Origin of the sequence: Gordonia alkaliphila, assembly GCF_039542465.1 — a bacterium.
Taxonomy (GTDB): Bacteria; Actinomycetota; Actinomycetes; order Mycobacteriales; family Mycobacteriaceae; genus Gordonia; species Gordonia alkaliphila.
Map to the genome: position 1 here is coordinate 29554 of NZ_BAABIE010000015.1, position 21584 is coordinate 51137.

The window sequence follows — 21584 nt, forward strand, 5'->3', positions numbered from 1 at the left end:
TCTGTAGGCACGATGTCCGGTGAACTGATCGCGATCCTGCTGCTCGGCGGCACCCTGGCGGTGGTGCTGTTCATCGTCGTCCTGCGCACGCGGCGGGTGGTCTCCACCCCGCACGAGCGCGCCGTGCACGACACCCTCGCCGCGGCCGCTGCTGCGGCGCATCCGCTGCGCGACGGTCTCACCGACACCTCGGCCGCGTCGGCCGTCGGTCCGCTCCGCGCCCTCACCGGCGCCGAGGGCGTAGCCCTGTTCGACGCCGACGGGATCCTGCTGGGCCGGGACGGCGCCGACGAGATCTGGCGGCCCCGCGTGCTGACCGCCGCATCCGCCCTGGCCGTCGAGGCCCTCAATGCTCGACGACGTGTTCTGAGCGACTATCCCGGCGGCGACGGCGGCCTCGTCCGCAAGCTCATCGCGGCGCCGCTGATGGGCGACGACGCCAGTTCCGGCGTCCTCGTCGTGGCCACCGTGCGCCAGCCCGGCCCCGGCCAGATCGGCGCCATCACCGAGGTGGCGAACTATGCGGCCACCCAGCTGCAGCTGGCCGAGCTGGACGCCTCGCGGGCCCGCCTGGACCGCGCGGAAGTGCTGGCGCTGCGCGCCCAGATCGACCCGCACTTCATCTACAACGCGCTGGGCACCATCGCCTCGTTCGTGCGCACCGATCCGGCGCGGGCCCGCGAGCTCATCCTCGACTTCGCCGACTTCACCCGATACTCCTTCCGCGCGGCCGGCCAGTACACCGCGCTCGCCGACGAGCTGCGCAACATCGACCGCTACCTCACGCTGGAGCGCGCTCGGTTCGGCGAAGGCCTGGGCGTTCGACTGAACGTCGACCCCGAGGTGCTCGGCGTCGTGGTGCCCTTCCTGGCGCTGCAACCGCTGGTGGAGAACGCCGTGCGGCACGGCCTGGCCGGCCGTCGCGAAGGCACCATCACCATCTCCGCGCACAGCGTCGGCACCACCTGCGAGATCAGCGTGGAAGACGACGGCGTCGGCATGGACCCCGAACTGTTGCGCAGCGGCGCGATCGACGCCCTCCCCCGGTCGGATCTGCTCTCCCAGGAGACCGAGGGCGCGCACGTGGGTCTCACCAATGTGGATCAACGACTGCGCTCGGCTTTCGGCAACGACTACGGTTTGATCGTCGACACCGGGATCGGCGCGGGCACCAAGGTCAGCATGCGTGTCCCGAAGTTCGCCAGCGGCATCCGCGCCGACGCGACGGGCCAGGAGGGACGAGGCTGATGACAGCGCTACGGGTACTGGCCGTCGACGACGAAGCCCCCGCTCTCGACGAACTGGCCTACCTGCTCGGCGAGCACCCGGCCGTCGGCGAAGTGGTGCGGGCCTCCGACGCCACCGAGGCGCTCCGGCTGCTGTCCGAGCGGTCGGTGGCTGCGGCGTTCCTCGACATCTCGATGCCCGGGCTGAGCGGGATGGAACTGGCCGCGGTGCTGGCCCGGTACGCGCAACCGCCCGCACTGGTCTTCGTCACCGCGCACTCCGATCGCGCGGTCGCCGCGTTCGACGTGGGCGCCGTCGACTATCTCCTCAAACCTGTTCGCGCCGAACGGCTTTCCCAGGCGATCGAGCGCGTGCTGGCGGTGCGCGGCGAGCAGTCCGCATCCGCCTACGACGACAGCGACGGCGAGCTCCCGGGCACGATGCCGGCCACCGCCGACTCGACCGACGAACCCGACACCGGGGTGGCGACGGGCGACGTGATCCCGGTGGAACGCGGCGGCGTCACCTCGCTGATCCCCCGCGAGTCGGTGGCCTGGGTGGAGGCGGTCGGCGACTACGCGCGCCTGCACACCGCGACCGGCGACTACCTCGTCCGCGTCACCCTCGCCACGCTCGAATCACACTGGGCCAGATCGGGTTTCGCGCGCGTGCACCGCTCCTACCTGGTGTCGTTGCCGATGGTCAGCGGCCTGCGATCGGTGGGGACGGCCACCAAGGTGATCGTCCGCGGGATCGGCGAGACCCCCGAGGTGGAGTTGCCGGTGAGTCGTCGCCAGGTGCGTGACCTCAAGGATCGTCTGGTGCGAGATCCGTTGCGTTCCTTCCGGACTCGCCGAGGCGACGGAGCCGCACCGGACAGTCGCTGACATGCCCGGAACCAGCCCGCGGCGCGAACGCGTGGTCCTCTCGGAGCGCCGCGGCGCACGCCCGGTCCGCACGCGCGCCGAAGTCACCGAGCAGACCCCGGTGGGCGAGCACCTCGTGCGCGGCCTGGTGCGCGCGCAGCTGGGGCTGGCGCTGCGCATCGGTCTGGCGGTGGTGCTGATCTTCGTCGCCGTCCCGGTCGTCGGGGCCACCGTCGACGGCTTCGCCACCGCCACCCTGTTCGGGATCAACCTCAACTGGATCGTGTTGGCGCTCATGCCGTATCCGGTCTTGTACCTGGCCGGCCGCCTCTACATCCGCCTCGCCGAGCAGGCCGAGCGCGACTTCATTCGCCTGATCGACGATGAGGAGCACCGCCGATGATGTCCGGCTCCGGTGCCGTCCTGGTGATCATCGCCGTCGCCGTGGCCACCCTCGGCACCGTCGCGGTGGGTGCCTGGGGCGGACGCGGGGCTCGGTCGACGTCGGACTTCCTGGTGGCCTCCCGCAGTATCGGCTCGCGCTGGAACGCCGCCGCCATCGCCGGTGAATACCTTTCGGCCGCTTCCTTTCTCGGCGTCGCCGGCCTCGTCGCCAAGTACGGCGCGGACGCGCTCTGGTACCCGATCGGCTTCACCGCCGGCTACCTGGCGCTGCTGCTGTTCGTGGCGGCGCCGCTGCGTCGATCCGGCGCCTACACCGTCCCCGACTTCGCCGAGTTCCGGTTGGGTTCGCTGCGCGCGCGACGCGTCGCGATGATCGTCGTCGCGGTGGTCTGCGTCCTCTATCTCGTGCCGCAGTTGCAGGGCGCCGGCCTCACCCTGAACATCCTGCTCGGCGCGCCCGGCTGGGTCGGTGTCATCGTGGTCGGGGTCGCGCTGGTGGTGAACGTCGTGAGCGGCGGCATGCGGTCGGTGACCTTCGCGCAGGGGGTGCAGTACTGGCTGAAGCTGACCGCGATCGCCGTGCCCGCCCTCGTCGCCGTGATCCACTTCGCGCAGCAGCCGCAGGAGCTCGGCGCCCCGCTGCCGGCCCGGGTCGCCGCGGCCACCACCGTCGCCGTGCCGACCGAAGTGACGATCACCGTGACCGATCCGGCCGGGGTGCACGTGACCGGCACGCTCGACGGCCGCGAAGTCCAGGACGCCCCGGTGGCCGCGGGCAGCTTCGTGGTGGGCGACGACTCGTCGCTGACCTTGGCGGCCGGCGCGGCCACCCCGGTGGTCTCGGATGCGCCGCAGACCGGGGCCGCGTGGTCGCGGTCCGGCGGCGGCTTCGGCGGCGGCCATCCGCTGTACCAGGTGCTGTCGCTGATGTTGGCCACCTTCCTCGGCACACTCGGACTGCCGCACGTCCTGGTGCGCTTCTACACCAACCGCAATGGCGCGGCGGCGCGGCGGACGGCCCTCACCGTGATCGCCCTGCTGGCCGGCTTCTATCTCTTTCCCACCGTCCTGGGCGTCCTGGCCCGCGTCTACGTGCCGCAGGTGCTGGCCACCGGCACCTCCGACGCCGCGGTGCTGATGATTCCGTCGGCCGTGCTCGACGGCCTGCCCGGTGAACTTCTCGTCGCGCTGGTCGCCGCGGGCGCGATCGCCGCCTTCCTGGCCACCGCGTCGGGCCTGCTGATCAGCATCGCGGGCGTGGTGTCCACCGACCTGTTCCGGCCGGGCGTCCGGACCTTCCGACTGTGCGCCCTGGTCGGCGGCCTGGTGCCGATCGGGCTGGCACTGGTCGCCGGCACCCTGGAGCTGTCCCGTTCGGTGGGCCTGGTGTTCGCGGTCTCCGCCGCTACTCTGTGCCCGCTGCTGATGCTCGGCATCTGGTGGCGCGGCCTCACCGCCGCCGGAGCGATCGCCGGCCTCGTCGTCGGGTCCGTGACCTCCGGCGTATCCGTGGTGGTCGGCACGTTCCTGGCCTCCGGCGACAGCTGGGCGTCGTCGATCCTGAGCTTCCCGGCCGTCGTCACCGTCCCACTCAGCTTCGCGACCATGATGACGGTGTCGCTGGCCACCCGCCGCACGGTCCGGTCCGACGTCCCCACCGTCTTCGCCCGCATGCACGTGCCCGAACGCTTCGGCATGGTCCTCGAACGCACCCCCGCCGGCGACTGAATCCCCCCGCCCCCGTGCCGTGTCGCGACCCTGCTCCCGGGTCGCCTTCGGGGCCCCGAAGGCGACCCGGCAACGGGGTCGCGACTCGCTGCGGAGGTCGACGGCGAGTGCCGTTCACCGGAGGGCGGTAACCGCTCACCGCACGGCAGGCGGGCCTCGTCGTATGGGTCACAGATCCGATTGTCTGTGAGGCAGATCTCCTCGAACCTTCTTGCAAGGCCGCTCTTGCGGCGTCACATCGAGGAGGTCACGTGTCCATCGCTCCAGAGCATCCGCCAGCACGGCAAGCGCCGACTGCCGACGAGTTCATCGTCGCGCAGCAGAGTCCGGAGTTTCAGCGGCTGCGCCGCACGCTGCGGACCTTCGTCTTCCCGATGACCGCGTTCTTCCTCACCTGGTACGCCGTCTACCTGTGCCTCGGCGTCTTCGCCACGGACTTCATGGCCACCAAGGTGTGGGGGAACATCAACGTCGGCCTGATCCTGGGCCTGCTGCAGTTCGTCACGACCTTCGCGATCACCGCGGCCTACATCTGGTTCGCGAACCATCGCCTCGACCCGCAGGCCGACGTCGTACGCCAGGGCTTCGCCGACGGCGACTACGACACCGCTGACGCCACCACCGAAGGAGCTCAGTCGTGACCTCACTCCTCCTCGCCGAACAGGAAGTCGACACCGGCAACTCGACGCTGAACATCCTGATCTTCGTCGGCTTCGTGATCGTCACCCTCCTCGTGGTGATCAAGGTCAGCTCGGCCGGCACCAGCAGCGCGTCGGAGTTCTTCACCGGCAGCCGCGGCTTCAGCGGCACCCAGAACGGCATCGCCATCGCCGGCGACTACCTGTCCGCGGCCAGCTTCCTCGGCATCGCGGGCGCCATCGCCATCTACGGCTACGACGGTTTCCTGTACTCGATCGGCTTCCTGGTCGCCTGGCTCGTCGCCCTGCTGCTGGTAGCCGAGCTGCTGCGGAACACCGGTAAATTCACTATGGCCGACGTCCTGAGCTTCCGCTTGAAGCAGCGTCCGGTCCGTCTCGCCGCGTCGATCAGCACCCTGACGGTGTCGATCTTCTACCTGCTGGCCCAGATGGCCGGCGCCGGCGCGCTCGTCGCGCTGCTCCTGAACATCGAGAGCGACACCGGCCAGGCCGTGGTCATCACCATCGTCGGCCTGCTGATGATCGTGTACGTCCTCATCGGCGGCATGAAGGGCACCACCTGGGTGCAGATCATCAAGGCCGTCCTGCTGATCACCGGCACCGCCGTGATGACCCTGTGGGTGCTGATGTCCAACGGCATCAACTTCAACCTGTCCAAGCTCCTCGGCGAGGCGCAGGCCCGGACCGACGTCGACATCCTGGCGCCCGGCGCCCAGTACGGCATCGACTTCACGTCCAAGTTCAACCTGATCTCGCTGGGTCTGGCCCTGGTGCTCGGCACCGCGGGCCTGCCGCACGTGCTCATGCGCTTCTACACGGTGCCCACCGCCAAGGAAGCCCGCAAGTCCGTGGTGTGGGCCATCAGCCTGATCGGCGGCTTCTACATCTTCACGCTGATCCTGGGTTACGGCGCGGCCGCCCTGGTCGGCCCGGAGACCATCATGGCCGCCCCGGGCAAGCAGAACGCGGCGGCACCGCTGCTCGCGCTGCACCTCGGCGGCGAGATCCTGCTGGGCCTCATCGCCGGCGTCGCCTTCGCCACCATCCTCGCGGTGGTCGCGGGTCTGGCGATCACCGCCTCGGCGTCGTTCGCGCACGACATCTACGCCAGCGTGATCAAGAAGAACGGCGCCTCCGAGGAGGACCAGGTCCGCGTGTCCCGCTACACGGTCATCGTGCTGGGCATCATCGGCATCGTCCTGGGCATTCTGGCCAAGGACCAGAACATCGCCTTCCTGGTGGCGCTGGCCTTCGCCGTCGCCGCGTCGGCCAACCTGCCGACCATCCTGTACTCGCTGTTCTGGAAGCGCTTCAACACCCGCGGCGCCCTGTTCAGCATGTACGGCGGACTGGTGATCACCCTGGTGCTGATCATCTTCTCGCCGGCCGTCTCGGGCAAGGCCAACTCCATGCTGCCGGACTCGGACTTCGCATGGTTCCCGCTGGCCAACCCGGGCATCGTGTCCATCCCGGCCGCGTTCCTGCTGGGCATCATCGGCACGCTGAGCTCGCGGGAGAAGCCCGACGTGGCTCGCCGCGCCGAGATGGAGGTCCGCTCCCTCACCGGTGTCGGCGCCGAGCAGGCCATCTCGCACTAGTTCACCGCTGACCCACGCGGGGCGCGCCGGAGCAATCCGACGCGCCCCGCGTGGCGTCCTGCCCGGTATCGTCCCGAGCCATGACCTTCACCGCACGCCGCTTCGCCCGCACCCTGACCGCCGTCGCCGCAGCAGGCTCGCTGGCCCTGCTGGCCGGCTGCTCCTCGGACTCCGACTCGAACTCGAGCAGTGCCGCGACGACGACCAATGCCGCGACCGGCTCGTGCGCCGCCACCACCGGGCCGCTCGTGACCGCCGCAGGCCAGCCGGAGATCCAGCTCCCTCAGCCCGCCGGGTGGGAACGCAATACCTCGCAGGACAGCGAGTTGGTGCGTCTGGTCCTGGTCAACACCTCGCTGACCAAGGCCGGTTTCACCCCGAACATCGTGGTCACTGTGACGCCGTCGACCGGCACCTTCGACGAGATCGTGGACAAGGAACTCGCCGCCGTGCGCAAGGGCATGGGCGTCGAGGTGCCCGCCGGCGAGTCGGGCACGATCTGCGGCTTCGAGTCGTACACCGTCACCTACGAGGCATCCGGCGTGCAGGGTGTGGCGGTGCACCCGATCACCTCGCGGATGATCGTGGTGCCGACCGTGAACGGCGGATCGTCCACCGTCGTGCTGACGGTGCAGTCCACCGATCCGACCAACCCGACCTACATCGCCGACTCGACGGCCATGCTCGACGGCGTGCAGATCACCGCGGGCTGACCCCGCCGGGCGAGCAGACTCCTCAGGCGTCCTGAATCCGGGCGAACGGACGCGCCGCCTCCAGCTCGTACGCGAGCTCGAGGAGGGTGCGTTCGTCGCCCAGATCGGCGGAGAAGTGCAGGCCGATCGGCATCCCGGTCGACGACGTGGCCAGCGGCACCGACACGGCCGGGGTGCCCGACGAGTTGTTCGCCGGGGTGAAGGCCACGTAGCGGATCAGACGATCGAAGATCTCGTCGAAGTCGCCGGCCGGATCGAGGTAGCCGATCTCCGGCGTGGTGTGCGCCAGCGTCGGCGACGCGATCACGTCGTAGTCGGCGAACGCGCGCCGCAGCTTCGCGGTGGCCCGCTTGAGTCCGATGATCGACGACGGCAACCGGTAGAAGCCCCGCGCGAACCGGCGGGACAGGCCGCGGGTGAACGGGTCGAGCGCGGCGCGGTCGAAGCCGCGACCGGTCAGCGTGGACCCCTGGTGATCGAACGAGAACGCCAGCAGTGCCCAGTAGTCGGTGAACTGTCGGATGTACGACGGGTCCACCGGCAGCGGCACCTGCTCCACCTGATGGCCCAGTTCGGTCAACAGTTCGGCGGTGTCGGTCAGTGCCCGCGCGGTGTCCGGATCCAGCGGCTGCCCGGTGATCGGGTCGACGATGAGCGCGATCCGCAGTCGACGCGTACCCGGCCCCTCGACCAGTCCGACCGGATCCAGCCCCTTCACCGGGCGCTGTCGTTCCAGGTCGGCGAGGAAGTAGGCGGTGTCGCGCACCGACCGCGTCACGACACCGTTGACGACCAGGTCGACCGGCGATTTGGCCGACGCCGGCACCGGAGCGGTCCGCCCGCGGGTCGGCTTGAGACCCACCAGGCCGCACGCCGCGGCCGGGATACGGATGGAGCCACCGCCGTCGTTGGCGTGCGCGATCGGCACCGCCCCGGCCGCGACCAATGCCGCCGAGCCGCCCGAGGAGGCGCCGCAGCTGAAGTCGGTGTCCCACGGATTGCGGGTGGGTTCGCGGTCGACGAACTCGGTGGTGGCGCTCAGCCCGAAGGGCGGCAGCGTCGACGCCGCGAGCACATTGACGCCGGTGCCGAGGAACTCCTCGGTGAACTTCTCGTGCGCCGCGGCCGGCCGCTCGGCCACCGCGGCCGAACCCTGTTTGGTCGGCAGCCCCGCGAAGTCGGTGTTGTTCTTGATCAGCGACGGCACGCCGGCGAACACCCCGGCGAAACCGTTGGCCTGCGCCCGGACCCGCGCGCGCTCGCGGTCGTCGTAGGCGATCGCCGCCAACTGCGGGTTGACCGCGTCGATCCGCGCCAGGGCCGCGTCCGCGGCGTCGGCGGCGGAGAACTCGCCCGCGGCGATCGCCCGGGCCACGCCCACGGCGTCGTGCTCGCCGAGCACATCGTCACCGAACGCATGAATGTGTTTCATACCTCCGAAAGCTACTCGGCATACCGATTGAGCGCTCGATCAGGTATCAAGTAACCATGCAGCTGCGATTCACCCCCGAAGAGGAAGCTTTCCGCAACGAACTGCGGGAGTACTTCACCACGGTCATCCCCGAAGACATCCGACGCCGCAACGAGGCCGGCGAGACGATCTACCCCGATGACATCGTCGCCACGACGAAGCTCCTCAACAAGGGCGGCTACGCGGTACCGCACTGGCCGGTGGCGAACGGCGGCCAGGACTGGACGCCGGTGCAGCACCACATCTGGCGCGAGGAGATGGCACTGAACTTCGTGCCCGACCTCCTCCCCTTCAACGCCGGCATGGTCGGCCCGGTGATCGCGCACTTCGGCACCCAGGAACAGAAGGACGAGTTCCTGCCGAAGACCGCGAACCTGGACATCTGGTGGTGCCAGGGCTTCTCCGAGCCCGAAGCCGGTTCCGACCTCGCCTCGCTCAAGACCCGCGCCGTCCGCGACGGCGACGAGTACGTGATCAACGGCCAGAAGACGTGGACCACGCTCGGCCAGTACGCCGACTGGATCTTCTGCCTGGTCCGCACCGATCCGGACGCGAAGAAGCAGGCCGGTATCAGCTTCGTGGTGTTCCCGATGGACACCCCGGGCGTGGAGTTGCGTCCGATCAAGCTGATCGACGGCAGCTACGAGGTCAACGAGGTCTTCTTCAACGACGTCCGCATCCCGGTCTCCAGCCGGATCGGCAAGGAGAACGAAGGCTGGACCATCGCGAAGTTCCTGCTCGGCAACGAGCGCTCGGGCATCGCCCGCGTCGGCTGGACCAAGACCAAGCTGGCGCGTGCCAAGGCCCGGGCCGCCCAGGTCCGTGCGCCCGGCGGCGGCGTGATGCTCGACGACCCGCTGTTCGCCGCCCGCTTGGCCGGCCTGGAGAACGAGCTGCTGGCCCTGGAAATGGTGCAGCTGCGCGTGGTCGCCGCCTCGTCGGACGGCAAGCCGAACCCGGCGTCGTCGGTGTTGAAGCTGCGCGGCTCGCAGCTGCAGCAGGAGGCGCTGGAACTGCTGGCCGATCTGGCCGGCCCCGACTCCCTCCCGATGGCCCCGGCCGATGACGCCGAGACCGAGCTCGCCGGTCTGCTCAGCCCGGACTGGGCCGCGCTCACGGTGCCCGAGTACCTGAACTACCGCAAGGTCACGATCTACGGCGGCTCCTCGGAAGTGCAGCGCCAGATCATCGACAAGGCCGTCCTCGGGCTCTGAGCCGAGCGCACCCGACTTCAAGGAAGAACACACCATGGATTTCGAGCTTTCCGACGAACAGGGCATGCTCCGCGACACCGTGCGCGAGGTACTGACCCGGACCTACGACATCGAGACCCTCCGCGCGGTCACCGACACCCCGCTGGGCTGGAACCGGGAGGTGTGGACCTCGCTCGCCGAGATCGGCATCCTGGGCCTCGCCTTCGACGAGAAGTTCGGCGGCATGGGTGCCGGCGTGGAAGAACTCGCGGTGGTGATGGGTGAGTTCGGCGCATCGCTGGCCCCCGAGCCGCTGCTGGACTCCGTCGTGGTGCCCGGTCTGCTGATCGAGCGGTCCGACGCCGACGAGTCCGTCAAGGAAGAGGTCCTCACCGCCCTCGCCGGCGGCGAGCGCCTGGCCGCCTTCGCCCACCACGAGCAGGGCGACCGCTGGCCGGCGTACGCCGTCGCCGCCTCGGCGACCGGTACCACGGTGTCCGGCACCAAGTCGCTGGTCCCGCACGGCGACTGCGCCGACGTCTTCGTGGTCTCCGCCCGCGAGGCCGACGGCACCGTGAGCCTGTACCTGGTGGAGGCCGATCAGGCCGGCGTCGCCCGCACCGCCTACCGCACGCACGACAACCGCCGCGGTGCGCAGGTGGTCTTCACCGACGCCGCGGGCACCAAGATCACGCAGGCCGACGCCGCCGCCCTGATCGAGGACGTGGCCATCGTCGAGCAGAGCGCGCTGTGCTCGGAGGCCGTGGGCGCGATGACCAAGTCGCTGGACATGACCGTCGACTACCTCAAGACCCGCAAGCAGTTCGGCGTGCCGCTGGCCACCTTCCAGGCGCTGACCCACCGCGCCGCCGACATGTACGTCGCGTTGGAGCTGGCGACCAGCATGAACGTCTACCTGACCGCGGCCATCGCCGAGGGCAGCGCCGACGCCATCACCGCGTCGCGCGGCAAGCTGCAGGTCTGCCGCTCCGGTCGTCTCATCGGCCAGGAAGCGATCCAGATGCACGGCGGCATCGGCATGACCGCCGAGTACCCGATCGCGCATTACGTGAGCCGTCTGACCGCCATCAGCCACACCCTCGGCGACGCGGATGCGCACGTGGCCCAGCTCGGCGCACACCTGCGCGACTGGGACATGCTGACCGTCGGCTGAGTCCGACAGCACGGGTTGCACCGAGCAGGACGGCCGGGTGGGTCGGCCGGGTGGGGTCAGCACAGTAGGGTGAGCGCATGGATTCGCTGACGCTGCTGCGCGACAACCTGGCCGACCTGACGTCGTACAGCCTGCTGGCCGTGGGACTGCTGATTCTCGGCTTCGTCGGGCTGGAACTGGTGACCCCGGGCAACCTGCGCACCAAGATCTGGAACGAGGGCAACCGCAGCGCGGTGATCCTCGCGGTGGCGCAGTCCCTCGGTCTGATCTTCGCGCTGGCGTCGGCGATCACCGCCGACGTCGGCCTCGAACTGTGGCGCGGCATCGTCAACACCGCCGTCTACGGCGTCGTGACCATCGCGCTGATGATGTTCTCGTTCGTGCTCATCGACCTGCTCACGCCGGGTCGGCTCGGTGCGGTGCTGCTCGGGCATGAGGACGATGCCGCCGCCCCGAAGGATGCGCCCGGCCGCCACCACCCCGCGGTGTGGCTGAACGCGGTGATCTTCGTGGCGATCGGCCTGTTCGTCAGCGCCGCCCTGTCCCTGTAACTGCCCGACACATACACTTCGGGCACAGCATTCCCGCCGAACTAGGAGTTTCCTCATGGCCGCACCGCTCATCGAAGAGTCCATCGACATCGCCGGCACGCCCGCGCAGGTCTGGGCCGTGGTCTCCGACCTCGCCCGCATGGGCGAGTGGAGCCCGCAGTGCAAGAAGATGGTCATCTTCGGCGGCCCGGTGAAGCTGGGCACGCGCACCCTCAACGTCAACCGCCGCGGCCCGCTGGTGTGGCCCACCAGCTCCAAGGTCGTCGCCTTCGAGCCGAGCCGCGAGATCGCCTGGCGGATCGCCGAGAACAACACCGTGTGGGGCTTCGAGATCACCGAGACCGAGACCGGCACCCGCGTGACGCAGCGTCGCACCGCGCCCGGCGGCGAGACCAGCAAGGTGTCGTCGTTCCTGGTGGACAAGGTCTTCGGCGGCAACGACGGCTTCGAGGTGGAACTGGCCGCCGGCATGCGCGAGACCTTGGGCAAGGTCAAGCGCGTCGTGGAGGCCTGAACCAGAACATGGCACGACGACCCGCTCAGCCCGGCGACCGCACCGGACCCGCTCACCTGCTCGACCTCATCGCCGAGACGGTGCCGCCGGTGCATCCCAAGGGTCTGCCCTTCGTCCTCGGACCCGCCGCCGTCGCCCTCGCGGCGCGGCGGCGTCCGTGGTTGGCGCGGCCCGCTATCGCGCTGGCCGGGGCGAGCGCCTTCTTCTTCCGGCATCCGTCGCGGGTGCCGCCGACGACGCCCGGCGCGGTGGTCGCCGCGGCCGACGGCACCGTCGCCCTGGTCGACACCGCCGTCCCGCCCGCCGAACTCGGCCTGGGCAGCGAGCCGCTGCCGCGCGTGAGCACGTTCCTGTCGGTGTTCGACGTCCACGTGCAGCGGATCCCGATCTCGGGCACCGTCGAAACCGTGGTGCACACCCCCGGCGAGTTCCTGTCCGCCGACCTCCCCGAGGCCAGCGACCGCAACGAGCGCACCTGCCTGCGCCTGCGCACCGCGGCCGGCGAAGCCGTCGGCGTGGTGCAGATCGCCGGCCTCATCGCCCGCCGCATCGTGTGCGACGTGACCCCGGCCGAGACGGTGACGCTCGGCGAGACCTACGGACTGATCCGCTTCGGCTCCCGGGTGGACGTCTACTTCCCGGCCGGCACCGTGGCCAAGGTCGCCGTCGGCCAGACCACCATCGGCGCCGAGACCGTGTTGGCGGAGCTGCCGCGATGACACCGCGCCAGCGGTCCGGTCGACGGTCGGGCCGGCGACGCGTCGCCGGCCGACTCCGCCCGGTCCGCGCCCGGAGAACCGAACGCGCCGCCCGGAACGGACGGCTGTTCATCCCCTCCGCGATCACCGTGCTGGCGATCTGCGCCGGTCTCACCGCCATGCGCACCGCCGCCGACGACGGCAACGTCGACCTGGCGCTGATTCTGCTGGTCACCGCCGCGGTGCTCGACGGCCTCGACGGCCGCGTCGCGCGCATGATGGATGCGTCCAGCGCGATCGGCGCGGAACTGGACTCCCTCGCCGACGTCATCAACTTCGGCGTGGTGCCCGCGGTGATGGTCTATTCGATCCTGCTGCGCGAGCAGTCCGAAGCCGCCTCCGGCATCGGGTGGGCGCTGGTGCTGGTCTACTGCTCGGCGATCGTGCTGCGCCTGGCCCGGTTCAACACGCTGCTCGACGACGACTCGGCCCCCGGCTACACGCGCGACTTCTTCGTCGGCGTGCCCGCCCCGGCGGCCGCGGTGATGGTGCTGCTGCCGGTCGGCCTGTTGGAGCAGTTCGGCGAGGGCTGGTGGACGTCGACCGCGTTCGTGGGCTGCTGGCTGGTGTTCATCGGTCTGCTCGCGGTGAGCCGCGTGCCCACCCTGAGCCTGAAGTCGGCCAAGCCGCGGGCCCGCCTGCTGGCGCCCGGGCTGTTCATCGTCGCCGGCGCCGCCGCCCTGCTCTTCACCTTCCCGTACGTGCTGATGATCGTCCTGGTCGGCGCGTACCTCCTGCACATCCCGTTCGCCTGGCGGATGCAGCGCTGGGTCAGCAGCCGACCCGAGCATTGGGAGACCGCGCCGCGGGACCGTCGCCTCCAGCGGCGCGACGAACGTCGCGCCGAGGTGGCCGCGGGCACCCGCCGGCGCGTGATCCCGGTGCGTCGTCCGTCGGCTCGGCTCGGTCTGCGTGTGCCGACCGGTCCGTCGAAGAACGACGCACCGCACTGAGCTCCGCGTGATCAGCGCTCAGCGCTGATCAGCCCGCCGCGGACGGAGTCTGCTCGGTGGCGGACTGCTGCGGCGTGGTCGGGGCCGACGGCTCGGTCGACCGGTTCGGACGCTGACCGCGCTGGTCGCCGTCCTGACCGTCGCCGCGCATCATGGGGCCCATCGGCCGCTCGCCGTCCATGCGCATACCGCCGCCGCGCGGGCCGTACTCCTGTCCGGAACGGTGGTGTCCGCCGCGGCCGTCGTCGCCGGTCAGGTCGCCGGTGACGTAGCCCAGGCCGAAACCGATCAGCAGGAAGGCGAACGCCGCGGCGATCGCACCGCCGATGATCCACGCGCGCTTGTTCTGCGGGTTCTTCGGGGGCGCGGGCGCCGGAGCGACCGGACCCGGCGCGACCGGGGACACCTGGCCCGGGGTCAGCGGCGGCGGCGTGATCGGCGCGGTGGGCGCCTCCGGGACGGCCTGCGCCTGCGGATCCAGCTGCTCGGTGGCGTTGCCGTCCGGGTTGTTCGTGTTGTTCTGGTCGTCGGGGGTGGTCACCGAGTGGCCTCCTTCTGTCGCCGTGCTGAGCGAGTCTCAAGCACTCGAGATCCACTCTGCCGACACTTCCTGCCAACTCCCTGTGAACGCGGTGCCGACCTCCTGCGAATGAGGCGGCCCGCCATCGGGGCAGGTCAGGCGAGGGTGATGGAGTACATCACCGTGCTGCCCGCCGTCGACGACGCCGCCGACTGTCCGACGGTGACCCAGTAGGTCTTGCCGTCGGCCTCCTTGGACAGCAGGACCGACCGCTCCCGATCGGTCTCGGTGCGGCTGGATTCGGCGTACCCCGCCTCGGTGAGGGTGTCGACGGCCGCGGTGAAGGGATCCCCGACGTCCGCATAGGCCTGCACGGTGACCTGCCATTCCGGGCTCGTGCCGTCCGCGGTCAGGATCGCGCCCTGCACCAGCGGTACCTGCGCCGTGGGGAAGTCTTTCGGCAGCGCCGCCCCCTCGGTCGCGGGCGCATCGTCGCCCCCGCAGCCGGTCACGGCGACGAGCGCGACCACCACCGCGAGGATCGCGAACAGGACTCGGTTCAAAGGCCGCATGCCTGAACGGTAAAGTAATCGAGCAGATACTGCTCCCCGACACCCCGCCCGCCCCCTCGACAGACGACGGAGTGCCCCTAGTGACTCAGGTTCGGAGGATCCCGTGATCGGGGTCCTGATCGCACTGGGAATCGGCGCCCTCGCGGCGCCGCCCATCATGCGAGCCCTGGGTACGCGCGGTTTCTACGTTCTGGCCCTCATGCCGGCGGGCGCACTGGTCTGGTTGCTGCTGGACTGGCCGACCGCCGGCGCCGAGCCGACGACGCAGACCTTCGCGTGGGTGCCCAGCCTGCAGATGGACATCGTCCTGCGGCTGGACACGCTCTCCGCGGTCCTCGGCGTGCTGATCCTGGGCGTCGGCTCCCTGGTCCTGGTCTATTGCGCCAACTACTTCGACGAGATGCGCAAACGTGTCGAAGTGTTCGGCGGCGAGATCGTGGCCTTCGCCGGCGCCATGCTCGGGCTCGTCCTCAGCGACAACATGCTGGTGATGTACGTCTTCTGGGAAGCCACCACCGTGCTGTCGTTCATGTTGGTCGGCTTCAACGCCGTCCGAGCGACGTCGCGCCGGGCCGCCACCCAGGCACTGCTGGTCACCACCTTCGGCGGCCTCGCCATGCTGGTCGGCATCATCATGCTCGGCGAGCGCACCGGCAGCTACCTGCTCTCCGACCTCATCGAGAATCCGCCGGACGGCGTCTACGCGGCGATCGCGGTGGCCCTGCTCCTGGTCGGCGCCCTGAGCAAGTCGGCCATCGTGCCGTTCCACTTCTGGCTGCCCGGCGCGATGGCCGCGCCCACCCCGGTCAGCGCGTACCTGCATGCCGCCGCCATGGTCAAGGCCGGCATCTACCTGGTCGCGCGCCTGGCCCCGGCGTTCCACACGCAGATCAGCTGGCAGGTCATCGTCGTCACCCTGGGCCTGCTCACCATGCTGCTGGGCGGCTGGCGGTCGCTGCGCGAACTGGACCTCAAACTGGTCCTCGCCTTCGGCACCGTCTCGCAGCTGGGCCTGATGGTGGTGCTGGTGGGCGTGGGCGACGGCAACGTCGCCCTGGCCGGTATGGCGATGGTGATCGCGCACGCGCTGTTCAAGGCCAGCCTGTTCATGGTGGTCGGCATCATCGACCACTCCACCGGCACCCGCGACATCCGTCTCCTGGCCCGGCTCGGGCACCGACTGCCGTTCCTCGCGGCGACCGCCGCGGTGGCGGGCGCCAGCATGGCCGGTCTGCCGTTCACCCTGGGCTTCATCGGCAAGGAGTCGGCGTTCGGGGCGCTGTGGTCCACCGGCGCGTACACCCCCTGGCTGGCGCACGCCATCGACCTGGTGGTGGTGCTCGGCGCGATCATCACCTTCGCGTACACCACCCGTTTCCTGTGGGGCGCGTTCGGCCGCAAGGTCCGGTCGCTGCCCACCCGCGCGGTGGCGCAGCTCCATCCGCCGAGCGCCATGTTCCTGTTCCCGCCCGCGCTGCTCGCCGCCCTCGGCGTGGTGGCCGGCTTCTCCGGGGAATGGCTCACCGAGAAGCTGGCGCCCTACACCGAGGAACTGCCGACCTACGGGCACCCCGCCGAGTACCTGGCGCTGTGGCACGGCTTCGGGCTTCCGGTGATCCTCACCCTCGTCGTGTACGTCGCCGGTCCCGCCCTGTTCCTGATCCTCCGCCGGATCCGCGACCAGCTCTTCGATCATCCGCCGCGCCTGAACGCCGACCGCGTCTACGACCGCATCATCCGCGGCGCGGACACGCTGTCGCTGTGGGTCACGCGGAACACGCAGCGCGGTTCGCTGCCGATCACGCAGGGCGTGATCATCTCCACGGCGATCCTGGTGCCGACCATCGCGCTGTTCGTCGGCGCACGCGACCGCCTGGAACTGAGCGGCTTCGAGAACGTCGAGCAGGCCGTCATCGGCATCGTGATCGCCGGGTCCGCGCTGGTCGCCGTCGTGCTCCGCAACCGCCTAGCCGGCGCCCTGACCGTCGGCATCACCGGTTACGGCTGCGGCGCGCTGTTCGCGATCTACGGCGCACCCGACCTGGCACTCACCCAGTTCCTGGTGGAGAGCCTCACCCTGGTGATCTTCGTGCTGGTCCTGCGCAAGCTCGCCGCCGAGCCGCAGCCCAGGCACAAGACCGGTTTCAAACCGCTGCGCGCCCTCATCGCGGTGGCCTTCGGCGCCAGCCTCGTGGTGATCGGCCTGTTCGCCGCGGCCGCACGTTCGGCGCGGCCACTGGCCGACGACCTCGCCGAAGCCGCCTACAAGATCGGCCACGGCGGCAACACCGTGAACGTGCTGCTGGTCGACATCCGCGCCTGGGACACGCTCGGCGAGGTCTCGGTCTTGATCGTCGCCGCCACCGGCGTGGCGTCCATGGTCTTCCGCAGCCGCCGCACCGGCGCCGCACCCCGCGTCACCGCGCTGGTGCGCAGCGAGGCCGGTTTGGACGACGACGACGCCACCACCGACCGGACCACGTGGCTGCGCGGCAGCGAAGTGGGCAATCCGCAGCACCGGTCCATGGTGCTCGAGGCCACCACCCGCCTGGTGTTCCCCACCCTCATGGTGCTGTCGGTGTACTTCTTCTTCGCCGGCCACAACGCCCCGGGCGGCGGCTTCGCCGGCGGCCTGGTGATGGGCTTGGCACTGGTGCTCCGCTACCTGGCCGGCGGCCGCTACGAACTCGGCGAGGCCCTGCCGGTGGAGCCGGGCAAGATCCTCGGCGCCGGACTGCTGATCTCGGCGGTCACCGCGACCGTCTCACTCCTCCTCGGCGCCCCGGCGCTGTCGTCGGCGGTGATCGAGATGCACCTGCCGGTCTTCGGTGAGGTCACGCTGGTGACCGCCATGTTCTTCGACGCCGGGATCTACCTGATCGTGGTCGGCCTGGTGCTCGACGTGCTCCGCAGCCTCGGCGCCCGCCTGGACGCCCCGGAGGATGCGAGCACCACCATCGGCCTGTCGCCCGTCACGCCGCCGCAAACCGCACCCCGGCAGCAGGTGAACCGATGAGCGTGAACCTCGGTCTGCTAATCGTCGCCGGCATCCTGGCCGCCACCGGCACCTACCTGATCATGGAGCGCAGCCTGGTCCGGATGCTGCTCGGGCTGCTGCTGGTCGGCAACGGCCTGAACATCCTCATCGTGACCATCGCCGGTCCGTCCGGCCGACCGCCGATCAAGAGCGACGAGTCGATCGGCGCCGCCGTCGACGCCGATCCCCTCGCCCAAGCGATGGTGCTCACCGCCATCGTCATCACCATGGGCATCGCCGCGTTCGTGCTGGCCCTGACCTACCGCTTGTTCGTGATCAACCGCGACGAGGACGACGACCTCGAGGACGACTCCGAGGACCTCAAGGTGATCAAGGGCTCGATCAGCGAACGCCCCGACCGCGATCGCAGCGACGACCCGGAGACCGGCGAGTACACCGTGACCGGCGACCTCTTCGACGCGCGCGGCAACCCCTTGACCCCGGAGGAGTTCGCGGCCCTGCACCGCACCATCATCGAGCCCGACCTGATGCCCGACGAAGCGTCGATCATCGATCGGCTCCCCGAGTTCAGCCCGGACGAGATGCCTGGTGACGACCCCGACGACGACGGCACCGACGACGACACCGATGTGGGAGGCGAGCAGCGATGAATCTCGACTCCCTGATCCCGCAGTCATCCTGGATCCCCACCCTGATCGCCCTGCCCACACTGGTCCCGTTCCTCGGCGCCGCCCTGACCCTCCTGCAGGGCCGCAACGCCCGGATGCAGCGTCTGGTGACCGTCGGCGCGATCAGCGTCGCCCTCATCGCCTCCGGCATGATGCTGTACCTGACCAGCACCAACGGTCCGTACGCGGTGAAGATCGGCGGCTGGGGCGGCAAGGGCTACCCGAACGGGCCACTGGGCATCACGCTGGTGGTGGACCGCCTGTCGGCGCTGATGCTGGTGGTGTCCACCATCGTGCTGCTGCTCGTGGTGGTGTACGCCATCGGGCAGGGTATTCGCGACGGGACCACCGATCAGCCGGTGTCGATCTTCCTGCCGTCGTACCTGATTCTGACCGCGGGCGTGTGCAACGCCTTCCTCGCCGGCGACCTGTTTAACCTGTACGTCTCGTTCGAAGTGCTGTTGGCGGCCAGCTTCGTGCTGCTGACCCTCGGCGCGAGCGCCGACCGGGTGCGCGCCGGTGCGTCGTACGTGATGGTCTCGATGGTGTCGTCGCTGATCTTCCTGGCCGGCATCGCCTTCGCGTACTCCACGACCGGAACGCTCAACCTCGCCGAGATGGCGATCCGGCTCGACGACGTACCGTCAGGTACCCGCAACGCACTGTTCGCCGTGCTGCTGGTGGCGTTCGGCATCAAGGCGGCCGTGTTCCCGCTGTCCACCTGGCTGCCCGACTCCTATCCGACCGCGCCCGCTCCGGTCACCGCGGTCTTCGCCGGTCTGCTGACCAAGGTCGGCGTCTACGCGATCATCCGGGCCAACACCCTGCTGTTCCCCGGCGGCTCGATGAACAACCTGCTGATGGTGGCCGGTCTGCTGACCATGCTGGTGGGCATCCTGGGCGCCATCGCCCAGTCGGACATCAAACGTCTGCTGTCGTTCACCCTGGTCAGCCACATCGGCTACATGATCTTCGGCATCGCGGTCGGCTCGGAGATCTCGCTGTCGGCGGCCATCTACTACGTGGCGCACCACATTCTGGTGCAGACCACGCTGTTCTTGGTCGTCGGTCTCATCGAACGGCAGGCCGGCAGTGCCTCGCTGCGCCGTCTCGGCGGCCTGCTCGCCAGCCCCCTGCTGGCGGCGCTCTTCCTGATTCCGGCGCTGAACCTCGGCGGTATCCCGCCGTTCTCCGGCTTCATCGGCAAGGTCGCGCTCCTCGAGGGCGGTGTGAAGGACGGTTCGGTGCTGGCCTGGCTGCTGGTGGTCGGTTCGGTGGTCACCAGCCTGCTGACGCTGTACGTGGTGGCCCGGGTCTGGACCAAGGCCTTCTGGCGGCCCCGCGCCGATGCGCCCGAGGGCGAGCTCACCAACAGCACGGCCTCGGCGCTAATCGAGGAGGGCGAGGACGTCCTGGTGGCCGACCGCGAGGACGTCGGCCGCATGCCGGCCACGATGGTGCTGCCAACGGTCGCGATGCTCGCCGTGGGTATCGCGCTGACCGTGTGGGCAGGCCCGATCTTCGGCTTCACCGGCGACGCCGCGCACGACTTGAACGACCGCACGCCCTATCTGACCGCCGTCCTCGGGGGTGAACGATGAGCAACACGCCCTACCCGGATCGGCCCAGTCCACGCCCGGTCGGCAAGCGCCGGGTCCCGGCCTTCTTCGGCCTCCTGTGGCGCTACGCCGTCGTCGGTTTCGCCTGGCCGCTGACCACCGCCATCGTCTGGCTGCACAACCGCCTGCACGTCCCCAAGTGGATGGGCGGCGATCTCCGCGAGTTCGGCGTCCGACTGTGGGGCCTGTCCTGGCTGACCTTCGTGTGGGTACTGCTCTGGGGTGACGTCACCTGGGGCAACATCATCGTCGGCGCCCTGGTGGGCGCGGCGATCATGCTGCTGCTGCCTCTGCCCCGGGTACCGGTCGAGGGCCGCATCCATCCGATCGCCGCGATGAACCTGCTGTTCAACCTGCTGTGGAACTTCCTGCTGTCGTCCGCGCAGGTGGCCTGGGCGGCGATCCGCCCCGGGGCGCCGCCGCTGGGCGTGGTGGTCCGCGTGCACCTGGCCATCAAGTCGGACATGGTGCTGACCCTGGCCATCGACTACATCAACCTGGTGCCCGGCACCATGGTGGTGGAGGTGGACCACCTGCGCCGCATTCTGTACGTGCACGTCTTCGACGTGCGCACCCAGAAGCAGGTCGACTCGTTCCACCAGCAGATGGCGTACGTGGAACGCCAGTTCATCAAGACCTTCGAGCGGGACAGCGAGTGGCAGCCGAGCCCGTTCCACGGGATCGACGACGACTTCCACCACGTCCCCTTCACCGAACGCCAGCGCGTAGCCGACGCGACGCCGCCGGCCCGCCATCGTCGTCGAAAGGAGCGGTGACTCCGATGACCATCGTCTGGGCGATCAGCGGCGCGATGCTGATGACCGCCATCCTGCTGACCCTCTACCGGTCCCTGCGCGGCCCCACCACGCTGGACCGGCTGGTGGGCATCGACACCCTGGTCGCGATGATCATCTCGTCGCTGGCGGTGTGGGTGGCCGCCACCTACAACACCACCATCGTGCCCGGCATCGTGGTGCTGTCGTTGGTGAGCTTCATCGGCACCGTGTCGGTGGCCCGCTTCCGCGTGAGGGACGACGCATGATCAGCGACGTCCTCTCCGCGATCTTCGTGCTCAGCGGCAGTCTGCTCGCCCTGACCGCCGCGATCGGGATCGTCCGCTTCCCGGACACGCTCTCGCGCATGCACGCCGCCACCAAGCCGCAGACCTTCGGCATGACGCTGGTGCTGATCGGCACCCTCATCCAGATCGCCGGCCACCCGGACGGCGGCATGCTGGTGCTGACCGCGCTGTTCATGCTGATCACAGCACCGGTGATCGCTCAGCGCGTCGGCCGCCTGGTGTACCGCGAGATGCCCGGCCGCGGTGGTCGGCTGATGGACGAATCCCAGCTGACCGTGCAGCAGCGCGAGGACCCGCCCGCCTGAATCGCGAGGCG

General features: G+C 69.7%; 22 protein-coding genes. 19 read left to right on the forward strand and 3 right to left on the reverse strand.

Features of this window, described 5'->3' with window-relative positions:
• Positions 1-12: 12 nt before the first annotated feature.
• The 7 genes from ABD989_RS14795 (at position 13) to ABD989_RS14825 (ending at position 7196) form a co-directional block, all read left to right on the forward strand.
• A complete protein-coding gene (locus ABD989_RS14795) occupies positions 13-1248 on the forward strand; it encodes a sensor histidine kinase (protein ID WP_246992557.1) in 1236 nt (411 codons plus the stop codon).
• Positions 1248-2114 (forward strand): LytR/AlgR family response regulator transcription factor, encoded by an 867-nt coding sequence (locus ABD989_RS14800; protein ID WP_345314065.1) that lies wholly within the window; start codon positions 1248-1250, stop codon positions 2112-2114. The genes ABD989_RS14795 and ABD989_RS14800 overlap by 1 nt, the downstream gene beginning before the upstream one ends.
• A 1-nt stretch (position 2115) precedes the next feature.
• Positions 2116-2496: a hypothetical protein gene (locus ABD989_RS14805; protein WP_345314066.1), complete on the forward strand. Its 381-nt coding sequence runs from the start codon at positions 2116-2118 to the stop codon at positions 2494-2496.
• Positions 2496-4226, forward strand: a complete 1731-nt coding sequence (locus ABD989_RS14810; RefSeq protein WP_425556544.1) for a sodium/solute symporter — start codon at positions 2496-2498, stop codon at positions 4224-4226. The genes ABD989_RS14805 and ABD989_RS14810 overlap by 1 nt, the downstream gene beginning before the upstream one ends.
• A 251-nt stretch (positions 4227-4477) precedes the next feature.
• Positions 4478-4867 (forward strand): DUF485 domain-containing protein, encoded by a 390-nt coding sequence (locus tag ABD989_RS14815; RefSeq protein WP_246992573.1) that lies wholly within the window; start codon positions 4478-4480, stop codon positions 4865-4867.
• On the forward strand, positions 4864-6483 hold the full coding sequence (locus ABD989_RS14820; RefSeq protein WP_345314068.1) for a solute symporter family protein: 1620 nt from the start codon (positions 4864-4866) through the stop codon (positions 6481-6483). Before ABD989_RS14815 ends, ABD989_RS14820 begins: the two co-directional genes overlap by 4 nt.
• 80 nt (positions 6484-6563) lie before the next feature.
• Positions 6564-7196 (forward strand): LpqN/LpqT family lipoprotein, encoded by a 633-nt coding sequence (locus ABD989_RS14825; RefSeq protein WP_246992577.1) that lies wholly within the window; start codon positions 6564-6566, stop codon positions 7194-7196.
• Positions 7197-7218: 22 nt separating this feature from the next.
• Here ABD989_RS14825 and ABD989_RS14830 read toward each other — a convergent pair whose 3' ends face one another.
• The gene (locus ABD989_RS14830; RefSeq protein WP_246992579.1) at positions 7219-8628 is read right to left on the reverse strand and encodes an amidase; all 1410 of its coding nucleotides are present in this window, start codon (positions 8626-8628) and stop codon (positions 7219-7221) included.
• 56 nt (positions 8629-8684) lie between these two features.
• Between ABD989_RS14830 and ABD989_RS14835 the strand changes: the two genes are divergently transcribed.
• The 6 genes from ABD989_RS14835 (at position 8685) to ABD989_RS14860 (ending at position 13810) form a co-directional block, all read left to right on the forward strand.
• Positions 8685-9881 (forward strand): acyl-CoA dehydrogenase family protein, encoded by a 1197-nt coding sequence (locus tag ABD989_RS14835; protein ID WP_246992581.1) that lies wholly within the window; start codon positions 8685-8687, stop codon positions 9879-9881.
• Between the two features lie 34 nt (positions 9882-9915).
• Positions 9916-11034 (forward strand): acyl-CoA dehydrogenase family protein, encoded by a 1119-nt coding sequence (locus ABD989_RS14840; protein ID WP_246992583.1) that lies wholly within the window; start codon positions 9916-9918, stop codon positions 11032-11034.
• An 86-nt stretch (positions 11035-11120) separates the two neighbouring features.
• Positions 11121-11585: a DUF350 domain-containing protein gene (locus ABD989_RS14845; protein ID WP_246996819.1), complete on the forward strand. Its 465-nt coding sequence runs from the start codon at positions 11121-11123 to the stop codon at positions 11583-11585.
• A gap of 55 nt (positions 11586-11640) precedes the next feature.
• A complete protein-coding gene (locus ABD989_RS14850) occupies positions 11641-12099 on the forward strand; it encodes an SRPBCC family protein (protein ID WP_246992585.1) in 459 nt (152 codons plus the stop codon).
• Positions 12100-12107: 8 nt separating this feature from the next.
• Positions 12108-12818: a phosphatidylserine decarboxylase gene (locus ABD989_RS14855; protein ID WP_246992587.1), complete on the forward strand. Its 711-nt coding sequence runs from the start codon at positions 12108-12110 to the stop codon at positions 12816-12818.
• Positions 12815-13810, forward strand: a complete 996-nt coding sequence (locus tag ABD989_RS14860) for a CDP-alcohol phosphatidyltransferase family protein (protein WP_345314069.1) — start codon at positions 12815-12817, stop codon at positions 13808-13810. Before ABD989_RS14855 ends, ABD989_RS14860 begins: the two co-directional genes overlap by 4 nt.
• 28 nt (positions 13811-13838) lie before the next feature.
• Here the strand turns inward: ABD989_RS14860 and ABD989_RS14865 are convergent, their stop codons facing one another.
• Both ABD989_RS14865 and ABD989_RS14870 read right to left on the reverse strand, forming a co-directional pair.
• Positions 13839-14351 (reverse strand): hypothetical protein, encoded by a 513-nt coding sequence (locus tag ABD989_RS14865; RefSeq protein WP_246992591.1) that lies wholly within the window; start codon positions 14349-14351, stop codon positions 13839-13841.
• Positions 14352-14485: 134 nt separating this feature from the next.
• Complete coding sequence (locus tag ABD989_RS14870; protein WP_345314070.1) at positions 14486-14902, reverse strand: hypothetical protein; 417 nt, start codon at positions 14900-14902, stop codon at positions 14486-14488.
• Positions 14903-15005: 103 nt separating this feature from the next.
• Between ABD989_RS14870 and ABD989_RS14875 the strand changes: the two genes are divergently transcribed.
• From ABD989_RS14875 to mnhG, 6 genes are read left to right on the forward strand one after another with little or no spacing between them, the layout of a single operon-like run.
• The gene (locus tag ABD989_RS14875; protein WP_345314071.1) at positions 15006-17918 is read left to right on the forward strand and encodes a Na+/H+ antiporter subunit A; all 2913 of its coding nucleotides are present in this window, start codon (positions 15006-15008) and stop codon (positions 17916-17918) included.
• Positions 17915-18550, forward strand: a complete 636-nt coding sequence (locus tag ABD989_RS14880; RefSeq protein WP_246992597.1) for a Na(+)/H(+) antiporter subunit C — start codon at positions 17915-17917, stop codon at positions 18548-18550. The genes ABD989_RS14875 and ABD989_RS14880 overlap by 4 nt, the downstream gene beginning before the upstream one ends.
• Before the next feature lie 11 nt (positions 18551-18561).
• A complete protein-coding gene (locus tag ABD989_RS14885; protein ID WP_246996820.1) occupies positions 18562-20169 on the forward strand; it encodes a Na+/H+ antiporter subunit D in 1608 nt (535 codons plus the stop codon).
• Positions 20166-20963, forward strand: coding sequence for a Na+/H+ antiporter subunit E (locus ABD989_RS14890; protein WP_246992599.1), 798 nt, complete (start codon positions 20166-20168; stop codon positions 20961-20963). Before ABD989_RS14885 ends, ABD989_RS14890 begins: the two co-directional genes overlap by 4 nt.
• Positions 20964-20968: 5 nt before the next feature.
• Positions 20969-21229, forward strand: coding sequence for a monovalent cation/H+ antiporter complex subunit F (locus ABD989_RS14895; protein ID WP_246992601.1), 261 nt, complete (start codon positions 20969-20971; stop codon positions 21227-21229).
• The gene (mnhG, locus tag ABD989_RS14900; RefSeq protein ID WP_246992603.1) at positions 21226-21573 is read left to right on the forward strand and encodes a monovalent cation/H(+) antiporter subunit G; all 348 of its coding nucleotides are present in this window, start codon (positions 21226-21228) and stop codon (positions 21571-21573) included. Before ABD989_RS14895 ends, mnhG begins: the two co-directional genes overlap by 4 nt.
• Positions 21574-21584: the final 11 nt, after the last annotated feature.